The organism is Taylorella equigenitalis ATCC 35865 (genome assembly GCF_000276685.1).
Lineage (GTDB): Bacteria > Pseudomonadota > Gammaproteobacteria > Burkholderiales > Burkholderiaceae_B > Taylorella > Taylorella equigenitalis.
Genome location: NC_018108.1, coordinates 305,571 through 327,722, shown reverse-complemented (window position 1 = coordinate 327,722; position 22,152 = coordinate 305,571). Strand labels below are relative to the sequence as shown.

Annotated in this window: 26 protein-coding genes, 1 tRNA gene and 1 pseudogene; 20 read left to right on the top strand and 8 right to left on the bottom strand. The window is 37.5% G+C overall.

Annotated features, from left to right (window positions below; translation table 11 throughout):
* Positions 1-5: 5 nt before the first annotated feature.
* On the bottom strand, positions 6-1,097 hold the full coding sequence (gene apbC, locus KUI_RS01625) for an iron-sulfur cluster carrier protein ApbC (RefSeq protein WP_014840147.1): 1,092 nt from the start codon (positions 1,095-1,097) through the stop codon (positions 6-8).
* Between the two features lie 79 nt (positions 1,098-1,176).
* Here apbC and KUI_RS01620 point away from each other — a divergent pair, with 79 nt between their 5' ends.
* The 4 genes from KUI_RS01620 to lysM are packed head-to-tail and all read left to right on the top strand — an operon-like array spanning position 1,177 to position 4,755.
* Positions 1,177-1,470: a hypothetical protein gene (locus tag KUI_RS01620; RefSeq protein ID WP_013522096.1), complete on the top strand. Its 294-nt coding sequence runs from the start codon at positions 1,177-1,179 to the stop codon at positions 1,468-1,470.
* Positions 1,471-1,477: 7 nt separating this feature from the next.
* Positions 1,478-3,559, top strand: coding sequence for a methionine--tRNA ligase (gene metG, locus KUI_RS01615; RefSeq protein WP_014840146.1), 2,082 nt, complete (start codon positions 1,478-1,480; stop codon positions 3,557-3,559).
* A gap of 1 nt (position 3,560) precedes the next feature.
* Positions 3,561-4,259 (top strand): tRNA (guanosine(46)-N7)-methyltransferase TrmB, encoded by a 699-nt coding sequence (gene trmB / locus KUI_RS01610; RefSeq protein WP_013522094.1) that lies wholly within the window; start codon positions 3,561-3,563, stop codon positions 4,257-4,259.
* A 52-nt stretch (positions 4,260-4,311) separates the two neighbouring features.
* Positions 4,312-4,755, top strand: a complete 444-nt coding sequence (lysM, locus tag KUI_RS01605; RefSeq protein WP_013522093.1) for a peptidoglycan-binding protein LysM — start codon at positions 4,312-4,314, stop codon at positions 4,753-4,755.
* A gap of 199 nt (positions 4,756-4,954) precedes the next feature.
* Here the strand turns inward: lysM and ffh are convergent, their stop codons facing one another.
* A complete protein-coding gene (ffh, locus tag KUI_RS01600; protein ID WP_014840145.1) occupies positions 4,955-6,370 on the bottom strand; it encodes a signal recognition particle protein in 1,416 nt (471 codons plus the stop codon).
* A gap of 62 nt (positions 6,371-6,432) precedes the next feature.
* Between ffh and KUI_RS01595 the strand changes: the two genes are divergently transcribed.
* The 5 genes and pseudogenes from KUI_RS01595 to KUI_RS01575 all read left to right on the top strand — a co-directional run bounded on the left by KUI_RS01595 (position 6,433) and on the right by KUI_RS01575 (position 9,047).
* Entirely contained in the window at positions 6,433-7,272 is an 840-nt protein-coding gene (locus KUI_RS01595) for a cytochrome C assembly family protein (RefSeq protein WP_014840144.1), read from the top strand.
* A 10-nt stretch (positions 7,273-7,282) separates the two neighbouring features.
* Complete coding sequence (locus tag KUI_RS01590) at positions 7,283-7,570, top strand: PP0621 family protein (RefSeq protein WP_013522090.1); 288 nt, start codon at positions 7,283-7,285, stop codon at positions 7,568-7,570.
* Position 7,571: 1 nt separating this feature from the next.
* On the top strand, positions 7,572-8,174 hold the full coding sequence (gene ampD / locus KUI_RS01585) for a 1,6-anhydro-N-acetylmuramyl-L-alanine amidase AmpD (protein WP_014840143.1): 603 nt from the start codon (positions 7,572-7,574) through the stop codon (positions 8,172-8,174).
* A 35-nt stretch (positions 8,175-8,209) separates the two neighbouring features.
* Positions 8,210-8,294 (top strand) — tRNA-Leu (locus KUI_RS01580).
* Between the two features lie 264 nt (positions 8,295-8,558).
* Positions 8,559-9,047 (top strand): annotated as a pseudogene (locus KUI_RS01575) (Panacea domain-containing protein).
* Positions 9,048-9,315: 268 nt separating this feature from the next.
* On the opposite strand, the gene KUI_RS01570 reads toward KUI_RS01575, so the two are convergent.
* Positions 9,316-9,543, bottom strand: coding sequence for a hypothetical protein (locus KUI_RS01570; RefSeq protein ID WP_014840141.1), 228 nt, complete (start codon positions 9,541-9,543; stop codon positions 9,316-9,318).
* A gap of 121 nt (positions 9,544-9,664) precedes the next feature.
* Here KUI_RS01570 and KUI_RS01565 point away from each other — a divergent pair, with 121 nt between their 5' ends.
* Both KUI_RS01565 and purU read left to right on the top strand, forming a co-directional pair.
* Complete coding sequence (locus KUI_RS01565; RefSeq protein ID WP_013522086.1) at positions 9,665-10,057, top strand: hypothetical protein; 393 nt, start codon at positions 9,665-9,667, stop codon at positions 10,055-10,057.
* A 52-nt stretch (positions 10,058-10,109) separates the two neighbouring features.
* Entirely contained in the window at positions 10,110-10,955 is an 846-nt protein-coding gene (gene purU / locus KUI_RS01560; protein WP_014840140.1) for a formyltetrahydrofolate deformylase, read from the top strand.
* A 46-nt stretch (positions 10,956-11,001) separates the two neighbouring features.
* Here the strand turns inward: purU and KUI_RS08280 are convergent, their stop codons facing one another.
* Positions 11,002-11,175: a hypothetical protein gene (locus KUI_RS08280; protein ID WP_013522084.1), complete on the bottom strand. Its 174-nt coding sequence runs from the start codon at positions 11,173-11,175 to the stop codon at positions 11,002-11,004.
* A 132-nt stretch (positions 11,176-11,307) separates the two neighbouring features.
* Here KUI_RS08280 and fabI point away from each other — a divergent pair, with 132 nt between their 5' ends.
* From fabI to KUI_RS01540, 4 genes are read left to right on the top strand one after another with little or no spacing between them, the layout of a single operon-like run.
* Positions 11,308-12,093 carry an enoyl-ACP reductase FabI gene (fabI, locus tag KUI_RS01555; protein WP_013522083.1) on the top strand — a complete coding sequence of 262 codons (786 nt, stop codon included), beginning with the start codon at positions 11,308-11,310 and terminating at the stop codon, positions 12,091-12,093.
* The gene (gene dnaQ / locus KUI_RS01550) at positions 12,093-12,812 is read left to right on the top strand and encodes a DNA polymerase III subunit epsilon (RefSeq protein WP_013522082.1); all 720 of its coding nucleotides are present in this window, start codon (positions 12,093-12,095) and stop codon (positions 12,810-12,812) included. The genes fabI and dnaQ (KUI_RS01550) overlap by 1 nt, the downstream gene beginning before the upstream one ends.
* The gene (gene dnaQ / locus KUI_RS01545; protein ID WP_013522081.1) at positions 12,813-13,373 is read left to right on the top strand and encodes a DNA polymerase III subunit epsilon; all 561 of its coding nucleotides are present in this window, start codon (positions 12,813-12,815) and stop codon (positions 13,371-13,373) included.
* A gap of 60 nt (positions 13,374-13,433) precedes the next feature.
* The gene (locus KUI_RS01540) at positions 13,434-13,919 is read left to right on the top strand and encodes a universal stress protein (protein ID WP_013522080.1); all 486 of its coding nucleotides are present in this window, start codon (positions 13,434-13,436) and stop codon (positions 13,917-13,919) included.
* On the opposite strand, the gene bioB is transcribed toward KUI_RS01540, so the two are convergent.
* A complete protein-coding gene (gene bioB / locus KUI_RS01535) occupies positions 13,909-14,901 on the bottom strand; it encodes a biotin synthase BioB (protein WP_013522079.1) in 993 nt (330 codons plus the stop codon). The two genes, KUI_RS01540 and bioB, sit on opposite strands and share 11 nt — an antisense overlap.
* Positions 14,902-15,007: 106 nt before the next feature.
* Between bioB and KUI_RS01530 the strand changes: the two genes are divergently transcribed.
* Positions 15,008-15,994 carry a YoaK family protein gene (locus KUI_RS01530; protein WP_013522078.1) on the top strand — a complete coding sequence of 329 codons (987 nt, stop codon included), beginning with the start codon at positions 15,008-15,010 and terminating at the stop codon, positions 15,992-15,994.
* A gap of 3 nt (positions 15,995-15,997) precedes the next feature.
* Here the strand turns inward: KUI_RS01530 and KUI_RS01525 are convergent, their stop codons facing one another.
* Positions 15,998-16,777, bottom strand: coding sequence for a transporter substrate-binding domain-containing protein (locus tag KUI_RS01525; protein WP_013522077.1), 780 nt, complete (start codon positions 16,775-16,777; stop codon positions 15,998-16,000).
* 135 nt (positions 16,778-16,912) lie between these two features.
* Here KUI_RS01525 and KUI_RS01520 point away from each other — a divergent pair, with 135 nt between their 5' ends.
* Entirely contained in the window at positions 16,913-17,617 is a 705-nt protein-coding gene (locus KUI_RS01520; protein ID WP_013522076.1) for an ABC transporter permease, read from the top strand.
* Positions 17,617-18,312 (top strand): ABC transporter permease, encoded by a 696-nt coding sequence (locus KUI_RS01515; RefSeq protein WP_013522075.1) that lies wholly within the window; start codon positions 17,617-17,619, stop codon positions 18,310-18,312. The genes KUI_RS01520 and KUI_RS01515 overlap by 1 nt, the downstream gene beginning before the upstream one ends.
* Positions 18,313-18,341: 29 nt before the next feature.
* On the opposite strand, the gene cls is transcribed toward KUI_RS01515, so the two are convergent.
* Both cls and KUI_RS01505 read right to left on the bottom strand, forming a co-directional pair.
* Positions 18,342-19,823: a cardiolipin synthase gene (gene cls / locus KUI_RS01510; RefSeq protein WP_013522074.1), complete on the bottom strand. Its 1,482-nt coding sequence runs from the start codon at positions 19,821-19,823 to the stop codon at positions 18,342-18,344.
* 8 nt (positions 19,824-19,831) lie between these two features.
* Positions 19,832-20,779, bottom strand: coding sequence for an NAD(P)/FAD-dependent oxidoreductase (locus KUI_RS01505; RefSeq protein WP_013522073.1), 948 nt, complete (start codon positions 20,777-20,779; stop codon positions 19,832-19,834).
* A 109-nt stretch (positions 20,780-20,888) separates the two neighbouring features.
* Here KUI_RS01505 and KUI_RS01500 point away from each other — a divergent pair, with 109 nt between their 5' ends.
* Complete coding sequence (locus tag KUI_RS01500; protein WP_013522072.1) at positions 20,889-21,248, top strand: dihydroneopterin aldolase; 360 nt, start codon at positions 20,889-20,891, stop codon at positions 21,246-21,248.
* Position 21,249: 1 nt separating this feature from the next.
* Complete coding sequence (ttcA, locus tag KUI_RS01495) at positions 21,250-22,131, top strand: tRNA 2-thiocytidine(32) synthetase TtcA (protein WP_013522071.1); 882 nt, start codon at positions 21,250-21,252, stop codon at positions 22,129-22,131.
* Positions 22,132-22,152 lie beyond the last annotated feature (21 nt).

Here is a 22,152-nt window from a genome sequence, read left to right as displayed (position 1 = left end):
TGATTTTAACTTTTTAACACAACGGGAGGCAGCTTATGAGTCATATCGAGGCTACTTGAGGAAATAGATATTGCAATCTGTCTCGAAATATTTCTAAAAATTTTAGCTTCTTGCGACTCTGGTTCGGACTTTGTGATTGGAATTCCAGCATCTGATCCTTCCCTTATTTTTATATTAAGTGGCAATGCCCCTAAATACCGCAACCCCATTTGATTCGACAGTTTCAGTCCGCCTTCATGTCCGAATATGGATTCTGTATGCCCACATTTTGGACAAGTATAGGTAGCCATATTTTCTATGACGCCTAAAATAGGAACTCCTACTTTTTCAAACATTGCCACACCTTTTTTAACATCAAGAAGAGCCAAATCCTGAGGTGTTGTAATGATAACTGCACCTACAACGGGAATCTTTTGTGACATACTAAGGGCAATATCTCCAGTACCTGGTGGCATATCAACAATAAGGTAGTCAAGTTGTGGCCAATCTGTAAATGATATCAATTGATTTAAAGCCTGCACAACCATGGGTCCGCGCCAAATTGCGGCCTCATCTTCGCCTATCAGAAAGCCAAATGAATTTGTCCAGATGCCGTGTCTGAAATGAGGGATCATCATTTGCTTTGAGTTTATTTCAGGCTTCCCTTCAAGACCCATTAGAATTGGAACGCTTGGTCCATAAATATCAGCATCAAGTAGACCCACATTAGCTCCAGATTGAGCTAGCCCTATGGCAATATTTACCGCACATGTACTCTTGCCGACACCTCCTTTTCCTGAAGCCACCGCAATAATATTACTCACTTTATCTAGTGGCCTAAGACCCGCTTGAACCTTATGTTTTCTAACACTTAAATCAAAGTTAAGTTCAACTTGATTTAAATTATTTGAAATCAGTATTTGGGAGGCTTGGTCTTGAAGTGCATGTAATTCATCACTACTTAATTTATAACCAAGGGGAAAGTTGACTTTAATCTTACTGCCCTCGGATTTAATGTGATGCGATTTTAAAATCCCTTTTAACTCTCTACCAGTTAGAGGGTCCTTTAGTCCACCAAGTAAATCTATTAAAAGTTCAGGCTTAATCATTGGTTTCATTTAGATGTGTTTTTTGCAATAATATCTTGTTTTACTCTATTTCTAGTGTAATACCTCATTTAGTATAGGAGTTTAGTATATGGATTTAATCCTAAGCATCATAAGAGGCATATTTATTTTTGGGGTTACGATTCTAGGCTTTATTTTTGCATTTTTCTTAATTTCTACTGCGTTTTTGGTGGGTGGAGCTATGTTTCTTACGAACAAATTAAGCGGTAGATCATTTTCTTTTGGGGATTACGTAAAACGTACGCAAAAAAAAGCAGCTAAAACTCAACAAGATTTTGCGGAGAAATTTAGACACCCATCCTATAGTCGTCGCAAACCGCAAGAGATTACTGACGTAGACTTTGTAGAAACTAATAACAAATAGGATTTTCATGGCTCGCACTATATTCGCCACAACTGCCCTTCCATACGCAAATGGTTCGTTTCATATCGGACATATCATGGAGTTTATTCAAGCTGATATTTGGGTTAGAGCCATGCGTATGTTTGGGCATAAGGTTTATTTCATGGGGGCGGACGATGCTCATGGAGCACCCATCATGCTTAAGGCTCAAGCTGAGGGCATCACTCCTGAAGAATTAGTATCACGTATAGCAAGCGAGAGACCACAATATTTAAACGGGTTTCAAATTAAGCATGACTTCTGGCATAGTACTCATAGCACAGAAAATATCGAAGTTTCACAAAACATATACAAAGCTCTAAAGAAAAATGGATTTATTTCTACTAAAACCATAGAGCAATTCTTTGACCCTATAAAGGGGATGTTTCTTCCTGATCGATATATCAAAGGCGAATGCCCTAAGTGTCATGCAAAAGATCAGTATGGAGATTCATGCGAAGTTTGTGGGGCAGTTTACGCACCTACGGATTTAATTGAGCCTTACTCTACTCTTACAAAGGCTAGTCCTGAACTTAGAACCTCTGAGCATTTCTTTTTTAATTTATCTGACCCAAGATGTATACAATTCCTTCACGATTGGACAAACAATTCAGGTAATCTAAATAAAACACATCTCCAAGGTGAAGTCTTAGCCAAAACAAAAGAATGGTTAGGTGATTCGGAAAGTGATAGCAAATTAGGGGATTGGGATATCTCTAGAGATGCACCATATTTCGGCATACCTATCCCAGATGAAAAAGATAAGTATTTTTATGTTTGGCTTGATGCTCCTGCTGGCTATTTAGCTGCATTAAAAGCCTATACTAAAAAAGAAGGTTTGGATTACGATTCTATTGTCGATCCAAAGGGAGAAACTTCTCAAATCCACTTTATCGGAAAAGACATTATTTATTTTCATGCTTTGTTTTGGCCTGCCATGCTTAAGTTCTCCGATAGAAAAGTTCCAGATCGCATACAGGTTCACGGATTTATAACTGTTAAAGGCGAAAAGATGTCCAAAAGCCGAGGTACAGGTATCTCTCCACTTAAGTACTTAAGTGTAGGGTTAAATCCAGCATATCTTAGATACTATATCGCTGCTAAATTAAGTGCTAAAGTTGAAGACGTGGATTTTACAGCTGAGGATTTTATGGTCCGTGTAAATTCAGATTTAGTAGGCAAGTACGTAAACATTGCCAGCCGTGCTAGTACATTTATAAATCGCTTTTTTGATGGTCATTTATCTTTTAAAACTGAAGAGCAATTTGAGGAAATCAAAAAACTTACAGATGAAGTCAAAGCTGACATTGAGAATTTTGAATATTCTAAAGCTGTTAGAGCCATTATGGCTTTCGCAGATAAAGTAAACACTGCGTTCGATCAGGCTAAACCCTGGGTTCTTGCTAAAGGATTCTCTGAAGCTTCAGATGAAACCAAGGCACAATTACAGGATATTTGCTCGCAGGCGATTGCTGGGTTTAAAGCTATCTGCACACTGCTTTACCCTATTACTCCCGAATTAAGCACCTCTATTTACGAGGATTTATTTGATATCAAAAAAGATTTGGTTTGGGATGATGCCTATGAGAAACCTCTATTTATCAAACCATTCAAGCATTTACTTCAAAGAGTTGAGGAAAAACAATTGGACGAATTATTTGAACCTACTACAGATCAAAAAGTGACTGAAAGTGAAGAGAAACTTATTCCTGGAGGACAGGCTATTGCAGACACAATAACTATTGATGATTTTTCAAAAGTTGATATGCGTGTAGCGAAAATTGTGGACTGCAAAAAAGTTGAGGGTTCAACTAAATTACTACAACTTACATTGGACGTGGGCGAAGGTAGAAATCGTAATGTGTTCTCTGGCATTCAATCAGCTTATGAACCAGAAGATCTTATCGGCAAACTAACTGTTGTTGTAGCTAATCTTGCTCCTAGAAAAATGAAATTTGGAGTTTCTGAAGGTATGGTGTTGTCTGCTGCTCATGCTGACAGAGAGGCGGTTCCAGGACTATGGATTTTAGAACCACAGTCAGGAGCTCAGCCAGGCATGCGTATCGGTTGATATGACACAAAATACTATCCCTGATCAATTTAGACGAATTCGCTCATTTAGCTCTCAAAGAAACAGTATGACCACTGGTCAGGCTAGAGCTATAAGCGAGCTAGGACCTAAATGGCTAATTCCTTATTCGGACGAATTATTAGATTTTGAAGCTGAATTTGGACGCATTGCCCCGACATATTTAGAAATTGGGTTTGGCATGGGAGAGACTACAGAAAAAATCTGTTTAAGTAGACCTGAACACAATTTTATTGGAGTCGAAGTATTTGCAGCTGGTGTGGGTGCTATGCTTATGCGCATTCGAGATTCACAACTTAGCAATATAAAACTTATAAAAGAAGATGCATATCTGGTTCTAGAAAAGATGATTCCCTTAGAAAGTCTAAGCGGAGTGCATATATTTTTTCCCGATCCATGGCACAAAAAGCGTCACCATAAAAGGCGACTTATACAAAAACCTTTCATTGATTTTCTAAGCCAAAGAATTATGTCAGGAGGTTACATCCATTGCGCAACTGATTGGGAAGATTACGCACATCAAATGCTGGATGTTTTAAAAAGTTGCAATTACTTAATTAATCAAAGCATGCATGAACACGGCTTTTCAGACAAACCCGATTACAGACCTCAAACTAAATTTGAAACAAGAGGCTTCAGACTCGGGCACGAATCATGGGATTTGATTTTCAAAAAACATTAATTTTTGACCTGTATAATGAACTTTCCTAACACATACTTTTAAAGGAAATATTATGGGTATTTTCAATTTCATTAAAGAAGCAGGTGAAGAACTTTTTGGCGGCGATAAAGCTGAAGCTGCAACTCCAGATCAAGTTAAAAGCCAACTTGCAAAACACAACTTCAATACTGATGGTATCGACGTTAAAGTTGAAGGCGACAAAATTGTACTAGGCGGTAAAGCTGATTCACAAGAACTAGCAGAACGCATGGCTCTAGCACTAGGTAACACTAAAGGCATCGCTCAAGTTGAAAGTAACCTTGAGGTTCCTGCTGGTCAAAAAGAATCAAAAATGTACACTGTTAAAGCTGGTGACACTCTTTCTAAAATCTCTGAAGAAGTTTACGGTGACGCTAACAAATACAACGACATTTTTGAAGCTAACAAACCTATGCTTTCTTCTGCAGATAAAATCTATCCAGGACAAGTTCTACGTATCCCAGAAAACGTAGCTTAATAACCTGAATTTTGCAGTTATTTTGACTGCTTATATAGATTAGAAACGCACCTTTTAACGGGTGCGTTTTTATTATATGAAACTGTGGCTAACGGCTAGATTAAGCCTCAATCGTAATCGGCCGGTGTAATCGAGTGCCTAAAACTGTGGCCTAAATCAAAGGTCGTAACTGGCTGGTGTTTATAACTAAAAGCAAAAACTACCGTCTCCCTCCCATAAAGCGACCCATGCTACTTAGAGCATTCATACCTTTCATAAGTTTGCCCATACCACCCTTTTTGAATTGCTTCATCATGCCCTGCATCTGTTCAAACTGCTTAAGCAATTTATTTACTTCCTGAACAGGAACACCCGCACCTTTAGCAATTCGCTGACGTCTTTTTCCATTAATAATTTCTGGCTTAGAACGCTCTTTCGGAGTCATAGAATTAATAATCCCTTCCGTACGTCTCATATGCTTATCGGCTTGCTGCTCGTCAATCTGACCAGCCATCTGCGAAAACTGCCCAGGCAACTTCTCCATCAAACTGCTCATGCTGCCCATTTTTTTAACTTGTTGAAGCTGATCTTTAAAATCGTTCAGATCAAATTTATCTTTTGATTTAATTTTTTTGGCAATGCGCTCCGCCTCAGCCACATCAATATTATTTTGAACCTGTTCAACAAGCGAAACAATATCACCCATGCCCAGAATCCTCTGAGCCATACGTTCAGGATGAAACGGTTCAAGCCCATCAAGCTTCTCCGATACACCAATAAATTTCAGAGGCTTACCCGTTACATGTCTAACAGATAAAGCTGCACCACCTCGAGCATCACCATCCATCTTAGTAAGCACAACACCAGTCAGTGGCAATGCTTCCGCAAACGCCTTCGCTACATTAACAGCATCCTGACCCTGCATAGCATCAACCACAAACAATGTTTCAACAGGATTTAGAAACTGATGCAATTCACGAATTTCATTCATCATCGCAGTATCTATACCTAATCGACCTGCAGTGTCGACTATAAGAACATCATAAAACTGTCGTTTAGCATGATCCAATGCTGCACGTGCAATTTCGATAGGCTTTTGATCAGGTGACGATGCAAAAAAATCAACGCCCGCTTGTTGAGCAACAGATTTCAATTGGTCAATCGCTGCAGCTCTATAAACGTCCGCACTAACAACCAAAACCTTTTTAGGCGGATGTTTTTTCAGATTACCCGATGGCAATAACCCCTTTGATATAAGTCTAGATAATTTACCAGTGGTAGTAGTTTTACCTGCACCCTGCAAACCAGCCATCAATATGACTGCAGGTGGTTGAGAGGCAAATGACAATTGCGAAGCCTGCTCACCCAAATCACCACCCATTAGGGCTGTCAATTCCTTATGAACAATACCTACCAATGCTTGACCAGGATTCAAACTAGTAGCAACATCCTGCCCCATAGCTTTAGACTTCACTTCTTCAATAAAAGCCTTAACTACTGGCAATGCAACATCCGCCTCAATCAATGCCATGCGTATTTCACGCAGCATATCCTTTGTATTTTGTTCAGTAAGACGAGCCTCTCCACGCATTGTTTGCATGACACGGGCTAAACGATTTGATAAATTATCGAACATAGGAATGATTCTTATTAGGTTATACTTGTGACTTATGCAATTATAAGTTATAGGCTTCCTAGATGGCGAATGATGTCGTACTGCACTACGTAGCTTCTCTGATGTACTTAATTTCAGGGATGCTTCTTTTACGTGACAAACACAACCTCATATTGCAAACTCTTCTCCTAGCCACTGCAGTAGTTCATGGCGTTGCTGTGCATTTTGATATGTTCACCCCAAGTGCACACGGCTTAAAAACTATAACTATCAATTGGTCATTAAGCATTTCATTTATGATGTGGCTTGGTGTGCTTTTCTATTTATTTGAAAGTACGTTTCTTAAAATCAAGGGATACTTATACCTCATTATTCCTGCCACTGTTATAAGTTGTGCTTTGGCGGCTACATTTCCACCATCAGAACACAGTATTGGTATTCCTATCATAAATAATATGTTCTTAGTGCATATGGTGTTCTCGTTTTTTGCCTATGCAATTATTGCCCTAGCCGCCATACATGTAGTGATTATGTTTACTTTAGAGAAATATTTGCGCAGACCCATAAACTTATCTGAAGAGACTTCAATCTTCTCAAGAATTATAAATGCCCAGCCACCTCTTATGGTCCAAGAACGTATGCTTTATCGAGTGATTTGGGTTGGATTTTTACTATTAACTATATCTATAATCTCTGGAGCTATAGTATCCATGGACTTAAACGGGGTGCTACTACCTAGAGATCATAAAACATTTTTTACCCTATTTTCTTGGATAATATTTGGTGTTCTACTTTTCGGTAGATCCATATGGGGTTGGAGAGGTCGCAGTTACTTACGATGGACATTGATCGGATTCGGTCTTTTATTCCTAGCTTACACAGGAACACGTTTTATTTTAGAAGTTTTACTTCACAGGGTTTGAAGAGGTAATTATGGCTAGATTATTGTTTTTTGCTTTAGCTTTTGCTGTCATATTTTTCTTTTTACTTGGCTCCTGGTCAATATTTAGAGGCTTTAGCAGAGCAAAAGAAATAGCACGTGCTAATCGTAAACATGTAGAAGATAGCTATCGTGAAGACAACTCTCAAAATCCAGAAAATATGATTGAGTGCGATTATTGCGGATTGCATACACCTGAGAGCGAAACTGTCAAAGCAGGAGGAAAATCATTCTGCTGCGAAGACCATAAAAGAATGGCATTTTCCCGAGATATTAAATAAATTGACGTATCCATATATTGATAAACACGGTTTCCTAAATAATTGCAAGCAAATTGCCTCCCCTAATTTTTCCGACCGCCCAAAGAACACGCAGGTATCACTACTAGTTGTGCACTTTATATCATTGCCACCTTATATCTATGGCAATAATTTCGTCGAACAGCTTTTTACAAATCGAATAAACGCTAGTGATCATCCATATTTTGCTACTATTAATCACCTACGTGTGTCATCGCACTTTTATATACAGCGTTCTGGAGAAATTATCCAATTTGTAAGCACCGATAAAATGGCGTTCCATGCGGGTGTATCTAGTTTAAACGGGCGTGAAAAATGCAATGAATTTTCAATCGGAATAGAGCTTGAAGGGTCTGAGATAGACGTTTTCGAGACAGAACAATATAAAAGTTTGGCTTATCTATGTAGAATTATTAAAACCCGTTACCCTATACAGCATGTGCGAGGACATGAGCATATAGCACCTGAGCGTAAAATTGACCCTGGTCCTTACTTTGACTGGTATAGAATGCGATTTGAATGTGGTTGGAGCTATAGAGAAATCCCTCAATCTTTAGAAAATTTAATTTCATTTAACAAAACTTAAATAAGTTGATATAATTTTAAGCTTTTCCACACTAAGCCCGAGTGGTGAAATTGGTAGACGCAGGGGACTCAAAATCCCCCGCCGCAAGGCGTGCCGGTTCGATTCCGGCCTCGGGCACCATAAATCTTTTATTTACAATTTCAAGTTTTATTTAAAACGCTTGTTAAATTTAACTCAATATCCCCTTTGTTAAGCAAAGCAATTTTAATTTCCACTAATATTTATTGCTTAATAATTAGTCTTAATCTATTTTTTAATAACTTAGACATCTATTAATTGGAAATTTTATGATTAATAATCATTTATTGTTTTCTGAAAAATGCTACCCAAGCTACTGCATTTTTCCTATATAGGGCTGGCAGTTCATTAAGCATTTTAAAAGTTATGAAACTGCTTTATTTAGCGGAAAGAGAGTCTCTACTTCGTTATGGTACCTCTATTACTAACGATGCTTTTGTGTCCATGCCACATGGTCCCGTGCTTTCAATGACACTTGATTGTATAAATTGCTTTCGCACCTATGATTCAAATTGTTAGAATACTTGGATTGCTGATAGAGAAGAAAATCATTTGGTGTTGGCTGCCCCTGGCATGATTCGTTCAACTGACGATTTAAGAGAATTATCAGAAAGTGATGTAGAAGCATTGGATAGTGTATGGAAAGAATATGGATATTACTCAGCAACAAAACTTTGTGATATCACTCATAGCTCCTTTTGCCCTGAATGGGAAGATCCTAAAGGCTATAGCAAACCGATATCTATGAAAAAGCTTCTAACTTCTATTGGATATAACGACAGTCAAGCCAATAGCATCATTCAGAACATGCAAGTTCAGTCAAATTTAGCAGAATCATTTCAATCTTGTTTATGAACCGCATCAAAGGGTAATGCTTTTTAGTACCATATGGCCCTAACAAACACTCATTACCCAGATTTACAAACTTAACAATCAGCCCTTTTCAAAGTTGGCTTGCAAAGCACATCAACGTGATATATCCCTAGTTGATGCCTTATTCTGGAATTGGTCTTTAACAATATCTAGTAAGTTCTGATAGCTTCGTACATGAGCTTTTCGTAGGAAATCTGTAAGATGAGAAACACTAAAAAGGGATTTAATATAGTCTTCTCTTTGCTCGTTTTCAATTAAAGGCGGAATCAAATGCTTCTGCAAACCCCAAAATAATCGAATTGTCCTTCAATGGTTTATTAGGTGCAGTTTCTCCTTTGCTCAATAACTGCTTCGTTTCACCAAAAGTCATCGATAGCCCTTCAATTGCATTGCTATGATGAGTAGTTGCAATACGAAAAAAATTAAAAAGATCTCGTCTTTCCTGAGTGTTAAGTTGACTTATATTTGGTGTTTCCATATATATTTTCGCTTAATAAAAAAGGAAGGGCTGAATAATTATTCTTCTCCCTATCATTTACAATCTAAATTTGATACACGTTGTAATATAATTTTTTCTATAACACTTATAGGGGTTAATTATGAAAAAGATTTTACTTGCTTCAGTAATAGCTTGTACGGCTATCGTGGCTGGTTGTGCAAGCTCAGGAAATCCTGCAATTAAAAACGTCACAGCAGATGAACTTAGAGAAAATATAATCAAAGGCAAAACTACTAAATACGATATAAAAGCACTTTACGGAGAGCCTAATTCTGTAAGCCTTTCAAACGGATATGAAATTTGGACATATCAGTATGGCGAATCAACTTCACACCCTACCAACTTTATCCCTATCGTGGATATGTTTTCATCTGGTGCTGATAGCCAAGGTAAATCCATTATTTTTGAATTCTATAAAAACGGCACAGTTAAAAATTACAGCTTTAGTAAATCTAATGATACCTACAAATCTGGAATCTTAGGTAAAGGTTAATTTTTCTCATTTCTTCACCCAAAGCAGGTCCGCTTTGGGTTTTTTTATTTTAATGAAACACTACATTCTTACAATTTCCTGCCCTGACCGTACAGGTATAGTGCATACTGTTACTGGATTTCTACTAAATCTTGGGGGCAATATTATCGATTCTCAACAATTTGGGGATCACGAGTCTCAAACTTTCTTTTTACGAATCCACTTTTCATTGGCTAACTCAGATGCAGAAACACTTGGGAAAAGTTTTGAAAATATTGCCAAAGAATTTAATATGAATTGGAAGATATGGGATAAGGAGCGCAAAAGCAAAGTTCTGATACTTGTCAGCAAACAAGGACATTGCCTTAATGATTTGCTGTTTAGAACAAAAAGCGGAAATCTGCCTATTGATATTGTAGGTGTTGTGTCTAACCATAGGGTATTTGAAAAGCTATCTAAAAGTTATGGCATTCCTTTTTATCATTTGCCCGTATCTAAGGAAAATAGACCCGAACAGGAAGCTCAAATTATTAAATTAGTTGACGAACTGCAAGTCGATTTAGTTGTTCTAGCTCGATATATGCAAATTCTATCTAACGATATGTGTAAGGCTTTAAATGGTAAAGCTATAAATATACACCATAGCTTCCTACCTAGCTTTAAGGGGGCTAAACCATATCACCAAGCATATGCACGAGGAGTAAAAATTATAGGTGCTACTGCACACTACGTCACGTCGGATTTAGATGAGGGACCTATTATTGAACAAGAAATTGAACATGTAGATCACAGACAAACCGCAGAGGATTTAGTGCAAGTAGGAAGTGATATAGAATCCCTTGTTCTATCTCGTGCTGTGAGAGGTCATATAGAACACAGAATTCTCTTAAATGGCAATAAAACAGTAGTGTTTGATTAATTAAGAATTGATTTAGGGACGGTTAATGAAAACTGCCCCTAAGAATTCACTTAAGACTAACTTCCAACAAAGGTTTTATAGTCTCATCTTTGCTAGGCAATATAGACTGAGCCAATTCATTTACCACTTTCTGAATATCCTGATCAATGGAAGTTTCAGGTGCTGATTTAGTGCTGTCTTGAGATCTAAACTCATTACGGAAACGATTTAGTAATTTCATTTTCTTGTCTCCTTAAAAAGGTTATATAAGACTAATTCCCCATTGTGTCACTATTATTAAAATCGAAATCAACAAAATAAATGGGTATGATAAGATAAACTCAATTTTTAGAATTTAATATAAGGATAAACCATGGGATTTCTAGATAATAAAAAAATAGTAATCACAGGATTAATTTCAGACCGTTCCATAGCTTATGGCATTGCCAAAGCATGTCATGAGCAAGGTGCAGAACTTGCGTTTACATACGTAGGAGATAGGTTTAAAGAGCGTGTCCAGGATTTAGCATCAGGATTTGGTAGTGATTTTGTTATCTCTTGTGATGTTTCAAGTGATGACGAAATCAAAAATGCTATATCCACGATCGGTGAAAGATGGGGAACAATTGACGGACTTGTACATTCGATAGGATTTGCTACTCGCGAATCTATTGCGGGTGAATTCCTTGACGGTTTAAGCAGAGAGGCTTTTAAAATTGCTCATGATATTTCAGCATATAGTTTTCCTGCATTGGCAAAAGAGGCATTGCCATACTTGGAGAAATCTCAAGGGTCCATACTGACCTTAACGTATCTCGGCTCCGAAAAGGTAATCACTAACTACAATACTATGGGAGTAGCGAAAGCCGCTCTAGAAGCCACTGTACGCTACCTTGCTGCTGACCTTGGCCCTCGAGGCGTGAATTGTAATGCTATTTCTGCAGGCCCTATTAAAACTCTAGCCGCTTCTGGAATCAAAGGTTTTGGAAAAATTTTAGACTACGTTGCAGCTAATGCTCCTATGCGCAGAAATATTACCATTGAAGAAGTGGGTAATGTGGCTGCGTTTCTTCTATCACCATTGTCTAAAGGTATAACAGGTGAAATTATCCATGTGGATAATGGTTTTCACGCCGTCATACCTGGCATGGCAGAATAATGCGTCAAATCTGTCTAGATACTGAAACCACGGGGCTTTCTTGGAAGGATGGGCACCGAGTAATCGAACTTGGTTGTTGTGAGATTATTGATGGATTATTAACCGGCAATAATCTTCAAATCTACTTCAATCCAGAAAGAGAGGTTGATGAGGAAGCCCTTAAGGTTCACGGTATTAGTAACGAATTTTTATCCGATAAGCCTTTATTTTCAGATAAAGCAGATAAGATAATTGAGTATTTAAAAGATGCCCAATTAGTAATTCATAATGCAGAATTTGATATGGGTTTTCTTAATTATGAATTATCCTTATGCGGAAAACCCAAGCTAGAAACATTTATACATAATCCTGTAATTGATACACGCGAACTAGCTAGAGAAAATGGCTTCTCATCAGCCGTAATCACACTAAATAAACTTTATAAAGATTTAGTTGATGAAAGTTATAAGCAGAACACAGACAGGGAGCTACATGGAGCACTTCTCGATGCTGTCATGCTTGCAAAAGTTTTTATTAAACTTAACTCTGGGCAAAATGAGATATTTCTTGAAACTTCAGCTAGATCAGAAGCTAGCGATGATTTAGGTTTTAGCTCTCAAAATATTGACTTGTCTAAATTGAATCTCAAGCTAATCAAAGCTAGCGAAGAAGAAATTGCAGCTCACAACGATTACATTGCCACCCTGTCAAAAGAAATAAAAAAAGAGATAAATTGGTAAATGCGATATGTGTGCTTGGACACTGAAACTACGGGTTCTAAATATTATTTAGGTCATCGCATTATTGAGCTTGGATGTGTAGAAGTAATTTGTGGGCAAAAGTCTGGTCGTGAACTACATATGTATTTCAATCCTGATAGGCGTTCAGACTTTGGGGCATTTAGAGTACACAAAATTTCAGATGAATTTCTTTTAGATAAGCCTAGATTTGCTGATTGTGTGGATGAAATTATTGATTTTTTATATGGTTCCACTTTAGTCATACATAACGCACCTTTCGATATGGGATTTTTGAATTATGAGTTCAAAATTTCAGGTCAACCTAAGTTAAACGAATTTGTAGTCGATGTAATCGATACTGTTATTTTGGGTCGGATGAAACTTCCAAAAAAATTACATCCCAATCAAAGATATTCTTTAGATGCACTTTACAAAACCTTAGTTAGGTCTGACTATAATCCTGCTTTGCATCGTAATCCACATGGAGCTTTGATTGATGCACGCATGCTTGCTGATCTATTTATAAGATTAAATATGGGACAAGAAGAAATCCCTATATGAGTGTAAGGGTATTAGTCTCTAAAGTGGTAAAATTAACTCATACTTCAAAGGGAGAACAGTATGTACAAACGAATTTTACTGCCAGTAGACGGATCTGAAATATCTCTTGAGGCAGCTAAAGCAGGTATCGAACTAGCGAAGGTTATGGGTGCAGAAGTTGTAGCCCTTAATGTAACCCAACCGTTTTCTACATTAATTGGATTTGATGGCATGGTTGCTTCGTACGCCATATCAGATGGAGATTTTGAAGAGGCGGCACAGCAAGAAGCTAAAGAATATCTTGAGCCTATTCTAGATTACGCAAATGCTCAACAAATTAAATTTACTTCCATAATAAGCGGTAACTATAACGTAGCTGAAGGCATCGTAGCCATAGCTGAAGAGCAAAATTGCGATCTAATCTATATGGCTACACATGGTCGAAGCGGTTTATCTAGTCTACTTCTTGGAAGCGTGACTAATAAAGTTATATCTCTAGCAAAAGTTTCTGTTATGGTTTATAGGACTCCAGAAAAAACAGAATCCTCAGAGAAATCTAAAGACTAAGTCCTGCTTGAATTCCAGCTGCGACTGGTTCCATCTTCAAATTACTCATTAAAGCTCTATCCGCAGTTATCTGCGGATTAGAGGTAGTGAGTAAACATTCACCATAAAACATAGCACTGGCTCCAGCCATAAAACATAAAGCTTGCATAGTTTCAGGCATTTGTTCACGTCCTGCAGAAAGACGCACAATTGATTTAGGCATCATAATTCGAGCTACGGCAATGGTTCGTATAAACTCAAACTGATCTAAATCATCAACACTTTCTAAAGGTGTACCTGGCACCTTGATAAGTTGATTAATTGGTACCGACTCTGGAGGCGGATTCAGATTTGCTAACTGTACCAAAAGCCCTGCCCTCTGTGCTCTTGATTCTCCCATACCTACAATTCCCCCACAACAGATCTTAATACCTGCATCTCGGACCTTTTGAAGCGTGTTTAGTCTGTCTTCATATGTACGGGTCGTGATAATCTCACCATAAAATTCAGGGGATGTGTCTAAATTATGGTTGTAGTAATCAAGTCCAGCTTCTTTAAGCTCTTCCGCTTGTCCTTCTTTTAACATGCCTAAAGTCACACAGGTCTCCATGCCCAAATCTTTTACGGCACGTACCATTTCTTTGACCACTTCAAGATGTTGATCCTTAGGGCCTCTCCAAGCGGCACCCATGCAAAACCTAGTAGCCCCCGAAGCCTTAGCTACTTTGGCGGCCTCAATAACTTCCTCAACAGCCAATAATTTTTCTTTTTCTACATGCGTTTGATATCGATTTGATTGGGGACAATACTTACAGTCTTCAGGACAGGCACCAGTTTTTATGGACATCAATGTGGAAAGTTGAACTTTATTAGGATCATGATATTCACGATGAATTTTTTGAGCTAAGAATATAAGATCCATAAATGGCATTTCGAATAGCTCAAGTGCCATATTTACGTTCCATTTATCTAGGGCATGCCTTGAAATAGTTTTAATTTGCATTATTATGTTATGGGATTAAATTTAAATAATTAATAATAATAAGTCTAAGTGATTTCTGCAATTTAATCTTCACAGAAGTTAAACGTAATTTATGTATATTTAAAAGATGTTAGCCCATTATTCACGCCGACTTACAGGCAAAGCTAGAACTTATTCAGCAAATGCTGAATTAGCATGCTTTTTGTCCTTTGTTGCGGGAGCTGTAAATGCGGGGGGATTTTTTGCTGTAGGTGAATATACATCACATATGACTGGCATAGTTTCTCATATGGCCGATATGCTTACTATTGGTGACCTGGAGTATTTCTTTTGGGGGTTGGGAGCTTTGATGGCTTTTATAGCTGGCTCGGCATGCACCTCTATGATTATTAATTTTGCTAGGCACCGATTTTTACAAAGTGAATATGCATTGCCAATATTTATAGAAGCAAATGGTCTTATATTTTTTGGTGTTATGGATGGCTTGCAACTAAACGTTTCTTGGCTTTGGACACCTTTCACAGTTGCGACTCTTTGCTTTATTATGGGTCTACAAAATGCCATTATCACCGACATTTCCAATTTTAAACTGCGGTCTACTCATATGACAGGGACCGTGACAGATATTGGTATCGAGTTAGGAAAAGCGTTTTACTGGAATCGAGCACACCACACAGGTCCTAAGGTTAGTCCTGTCCGAGCAAACATGAAAAAACTTTGGCTTCTTGTTGAGGTCCTGATATTGTTTTTTATTGGCGGTGTAAGTGGTGCTATTGGGTATAAATATTTTGGATTTTCATTTACGATTTATGTTGGGCTGGTACTAGTATATATTTCATCTATGCCACTTGTAGATGATTTTAGGCAAATTATTAAGAAATTTAACTCACCTCCTATCGTTTCAGATTCAACTCCTGATGTAGAAAAAGAGAGCATTGTCACTACTGCACAAAACACACCTGATATCACTGTAGCTTGGAAGGATGAATTAAGTCCTGCTGACTGGGCTGAGGCTCAAGAGACTGAAATTTGGAATTTAGATAGAGAAGATCAGGAGAACGCAGATACTAAAGAGGGGTCTGATGAGACCCCTGCAGAGACATGGATGAAGTAAAAGTTACTGATACATGTCTACTTTAAAGTATTGTTTTTGAATTTTGTCGTATGTACCATCTGCACGAACTTCGTCGAAAGCTTTGTTTAAAGATTCTAACAATTCTTTGTCCTGCTTACGTACTGCAAAACCAGTACCTACACCAAAAATCTCTGGGTCATCTTTTGATAAAACTGCATCACCGATAAATTCGAAATCCGCACCTTTTGATGATTTTAAGAACTCATCACCCACACCAACGTCACAGAACACAAGTTCAACTCTACCTAAAACCAAATCATTTAAAGCATCATCGAAAGTTTTATAACGCTTTATTTGAGCATCTTTGAAATACTTAGTAGCATATCTATCTTGGATTGTCGCTTGCTGAACGCCTATTACTTTACCTTTAGTGCCTTCAACTGTAGGCTGAGCTGTAGCACCCTTTTTACCTACAAGTGGGTTAGGTGAATTCCAAATCATTTTTGTGAATGCAACAGCTTTTTGACGCTCTGGAGTGATGCTCATAGATGAAGCAATTACATCGAATTTTTTAGCACGTAATGCAGGGATAATACCGTCCCAAGCTTGGTTTTGGAATGTACACTTAGCTTTCATGCGCTCACACATAGCCTTAGCGATATCAATATCGAAACCTATAACCTCACCCTCAGCATTCATATACTCAAAAGGTGCATAAGTAGCATCTGAGCCAAATCTAATAACTTTATCTTCTGCATGAACGGCTCCAGCCATAGTAGAAGCCATAAACCCTGCAAGTAAAACTTTTCTAATTAGAGTCATAAAACCCCCTTCAAATTTGAATTAGTAAATTGAATATATCACAAGCTAACATTATAGATATGGGTAAAAATACCAACTATTTTTATTAATGTATATCTATAATAATTGCTATTTCACAGTTCATAATAGTTGTTAATGTCAGATTTTGATGTTTTTCTTGATTATTTACCCAGAGTTCTAGAAGGAGCTTTAGTCACTCTAGAAGTCGCACTACTCTCTGTCATACTGGCAGTTGTAATTGGCTTTATAGGGGCCTTATTTAGACTTTCAAAGAATCGCATTATTAGTTTTATAGGCACTTTCTATTCTACCTTTGTACGTGGAGTACCAGATATAGTCTGGATGCTCATGATTTTTTATAGCATCCAGATAGGTCTAAATCAAGTAACAGAATATTTTGATTGGGATTATATTGAGATTAGTCCATTTTTTGCAGGTGTTCTAACTCTAAGTTTTATTTATGGTGCTTTTTTTACTGAAACATTTAGGGGTGCTATTTTAGCTATACCAAAAGGGTCTATCGAAGCTGGAGAAGCCTACGGTATGAGTAAGATGCAAGTATCTTCTCGCATCATATTTCCACTTATGATGCGTTTTGCAATTCCTGGCATGAAAAACAATTGGTTAGTATTAAATAAAGCTACTGCTTTAGTGTCCTTGATTGGTCTTGAGGATATGACTTTAATTGCACATAATGCGGGTTCTGCTACTCATTTATCTTTTGCATTTAATCTGCTTTCTGCCCTAATTTTCCTAATAGCATCTTGGCTTTCGTTGAGTCTATTTAAATATTTAGAGGTTCATTATTCAAGAGGTGTACTTAAAGGAGTAGAGGTTTAATGGAAAGTTTAGATCTTTTACTCCAAGCACTAAGGGATTGCATAACTGCACTTCCTATGACATTATTTTTGTCTTTAGTGTCCGTAATCATTGGGATATGTATATCAATCCCGTTATCCGTTATGCTTCAGAGGAAAACTATTTTTACGCCTCTTATTAAAGCGTACGTATTTTTCTTTACTGGCTCTCCCCTTTTAGTTCAGTTATACATATTTTATTTTGGTATTCCAAGCATTGGATTTATTCAAGATTTGATGCAGCAACCTGGATTTGAATTTCTTAAGGACGGCAAAATTTATATTTTTGCTGCTTTGGGCCTTAATACTGGTGCCTACACTACCCAGATTTTTTCAGGTTCTATACAAAATATGGACAGAAAAGAATTGGAGGCCGCATATGCATATGGTATGGACCGCAAACTTACTATGCGTAGAGTTATTCTTCCATCAAGCTTAAGGAGAGCATTGCCAGCATATAGTAATGAAGTGCTTATGACCATACATGCCACATCCTTAGCTAGTACCGTAACCATAAATGAAGTGACTAATGCAGCAAGCTTATTTAACAGTACCTTTTATGAGCCGTTTATTGCATATACTGCTGCTGGGATAATTTATTTATGCCTAACATTCTCTTTTATATACTTATATAAACTTTTTGAAAAAAGGGTAGTTCTAGCTTCGAAAGCTCATTAATTCATCCTAACTTCAAAAGCTCATTAGGTCTATAAAAGTGGACTCGATAGTCTTGCAAGCGAATGCACAAATCGAGTCCAGAGCCCGTATTTTTGTGGGATATAAATTTCTGAATTAGTGACGCATCTATTAAATTCTTTTGTCAGTATGCTGTTGGCTTCTTTTTCATAGCACAAAACCGAAATTTCAAAATTAATATAAAAGCTTCGGTTATCAAAGTTTGCACTACCCAAAAAGCTGATATCTTCATCAACCACAAGCATCTTAGTATGAATCATGCTTGGTTTATATAGATGAATTACTACGCCAGCTTTATATAGTTCGTCAAACCATGACCTAGTAGCTAAAGTCACCCACTTAAAGTCACTCATTTCTGGTACCAGTATATGAACTTTAACTCCTCTAAGTGCTGCTGAAGTTAGCCCTTCAATCGCCGCCTCGTCTGGAACAAAATATGGTGTTATAAGATAAATATGATGTCTAGCCTGATGTATTGCCGTCATCATTGCTCGCATAATAGGGGCATACTTTGTGTCAGGTCCAGATTGTATAAGTTGCACTCTAAAACGAGAGCCCGATTCCCCCTCTTCCAAATTAGATTGTGAAAGATTGACTTTATTTAACTTGCGATTGTTTCTGCGTTTATAACTATCTTTTAGAATCCTGAACAGGTCTTTATTACCAGTGGAATAAATCCAATCTTGAGCAAAAACACTTTCAAGCCACATAACAGAAGGCCCGTTAAGACGAATATGCACATCATGAAATGCTTCTGAATTTGCTGCATGATATTCTAAGTCAGTCATATTTGTGCATCCAGTAAATGCATATAGACCGTCGCATATAACGATTTTCCTGTGGTTTCTAAAATTTAAAAGAGATGGTAGACGTTTAAAACTTAAATTATGAAAAAATTCTAATTGCCCACCCGCATCTAGAAAAGGTTTTAGAAATCTTCGATTTAGACTCTTAGATCCATATGCATCGACAAGCAAAAATACTTTGACCCCTTGATGTAATTTTTTAATCAATAAGTCACGAAAACGAGTGCCAATAGTATCGCTATCAAATTGATAATACTGCACGAGAACATATTCGGTACTGTTTCTAACACCTTCAAAAATAGCCTCAAAAATATCATCGTCAGTGTAAAACTTATACTCCCAACTATAAGTAGTAGGTGTATGGCTAGTATTATCAATTAGAAGGGAAATATCTTTATAGTTTGGTTCTATAAAGTGAGAACCATCTTGTATCCCCCATATGTTTGCGTTTTTAGAGATTGTTTTGCGGCTTCTTCTACGTGCATTTCTTTGACGCTTGAACTTCTTAGGACCGAAAAAGTAGTACACGACTATGCCCACAAATGGTAGAAAGCCTAAAAGCATGATCCATGCCAATGTCGAGGAAGGATCCCGTCTTTGGAGAATAATCCAAAAGGCCACTCCGAGCATATATAACACCCAGAATAAAACTAACAAAATTGCAATGTGATCAGAGAACCAATCCATCAAGCTCTCTAATCCTTATCTTCCAAAATGTTTTGTATTGCTTTTGCGGCCACAACACCATCCGCCATCGATGTCACAACACAGGGATGCATACGATTAGTTACCTCACCTATTGCAAAAATCCCAGGTATATTAGTCTGTGCTGTCTTGTGATCAGTCCACAAATAGCCATTCTCCTGAACTTTTAGCCCAATATCAGGCATACCATCAAGCTGAGGTTCATATCCGTAGAAAACTAAAATTGTGTCATACCGCTTTCCATTTACTGACATATGGTCTGGGTCAAAATTATAAGTTCCTAAGTGCAACGATTCAGAAGGAATATTTTTCATCCACTTATGCTGAGCTCTAAGCGTGCGACTGTATACATCGATAGACTTCGCTCCTCTCTGAGCAAGATATATGGCGTTTTCCATGGCATTATCCCCACCGCCCAGAATAGCTATCTCTCGCATAACAAAATCATGCTGATAAACATGCTTTCCAGGTCCAATTAAAATCTGAGGATATTTTTTATCCCCCATCTCAGGAGGTCTTTTATACTTAACTCCAGTGGCAATGACCACGAATTTAGTCTCTATCGCTTTAGACTCTAAACCGTCTTTTGCATTTTTAAAATAGACTTTAAATCTAGGAGCTGAACTATCGAAGTCCTTAAGTTCAAAATCTGAATTAGTACTTATATGTTTTATGTCATAGACAGTCTGTTCGTACAAGACTGGCACACGAGCATGCTCAATACTTTTTCGCATTTGCTTAGCGGCATCCTCTCCCGTAAGTTCAGGAGCCGTAACATTCCACACATCCTGATAGGGATTATTTGCCACCAAACCGCCTATATAATTTGACCTTTCAATTACTACAGCTTTAAACCCTAGTAATGACAGCCATACTGCACAGGATACACCTGCTGGTCCTGCACCTATAATCACAGCATCATAAACTTGATTTGTCATAAACTAGAATTTTTGTGGAAATAATCTAGTGATTGTAACCAATTTATACTCAGTAAACATTACAATTTCGGCTTAAAAACTTGTATTGCCAACCTAAATTATGTCTCAGATGAAAATATTTTTTAATAAGCTTAAAATCGATGCGAAGATTGGAATACTTGAGCACGAGCTAAGGGCCACTCAAATTATTGAAGTTGATGTGGTACTCGAAATACTAACTCCGTCTGCGGTTGATGATAAAAATATAAAAACTGTTTTGGATTACAGAAAAATTCGTGACATTATTAGAGAAGAGTCTGTTAGGCAGCATGTACATTTAGTTGAAACACTACTCTTAACTATTTCCGCCAGACTTTATAAAGAATTTGATGTGATTGAAGCTATAGATCTTAAGATTGGAAAACCAGCAGCCTTTTCTGATTCGGATGCTGTTGGCGTGCAGCTTATTTCTACGCGTTCAGATTTCTAAAATGGATAATAAGTTAGAAAAAAGAATTGTCCGCGAAACAGCTATTGCCATTACAAAATATGGCATGATTGAGGACGGTGATCGTGTTATGGTCTGTCTGTCAGGCGGTAAGGACTCCTATACATTACTTGAGGTTTTGCGCATCTTACAAAACAGGGCACCGATTAAATTTGAGTTGGTGGCAGTGAACTTAGATCAAAAGCAACCTGGATTTCCTGAGCATGTACTGCCTGAGTACCTTGAAAGTATTGGAGTTCCTTATCATATAGAAAATCAGGATACATATTCAATTGTTAAGCGAGTAATTCCTGAGGGAAAGACTACCTGTTCGCTATGTTCAAGGCTACGTCGCGGAATTTTATACCGAGTGAGCGATGAGTTGGGTTGCACGAAGATCGCACTTGGTCATCACAGGGACGATATACTGGCGACTTTTTTTCTTAATCTTTTTTATGCCGCTAAGCTTAAAACCATGCCTCCTAAACTTGTTAGCGATGATGGAAAACATATGGTTATTAGGCCTCTTGCATTTGTCGCAGAAAAGGACATTATTCTATATGCGAAACAGAAAGCATTTCCAATAATTCCTTGTAATTTGTGCGGTTCACAAGAAAATCTTAAACGCAAAGAAGTTGGAGACATGATTCGTTCATGGGAAAAGCAAAGCCCGAAAAAAGTATGGAATACATTTAAGGCATTATCGGCTGTTGCACCTTCACATTTAATGGATACAAATCTTTTTGATTTTTTAAATCTAAAAACGACAGGCGAATTTTATGAAGATGGGGATACTGCATTTGATCACGAAACGTACGCAGACTTCGATTTGACCTTAGAAAATGAGCAGGTCATAAATATAAGCAATCTTAAAAAAAATATTTAAATCAAAGAACCTAAAGACGTA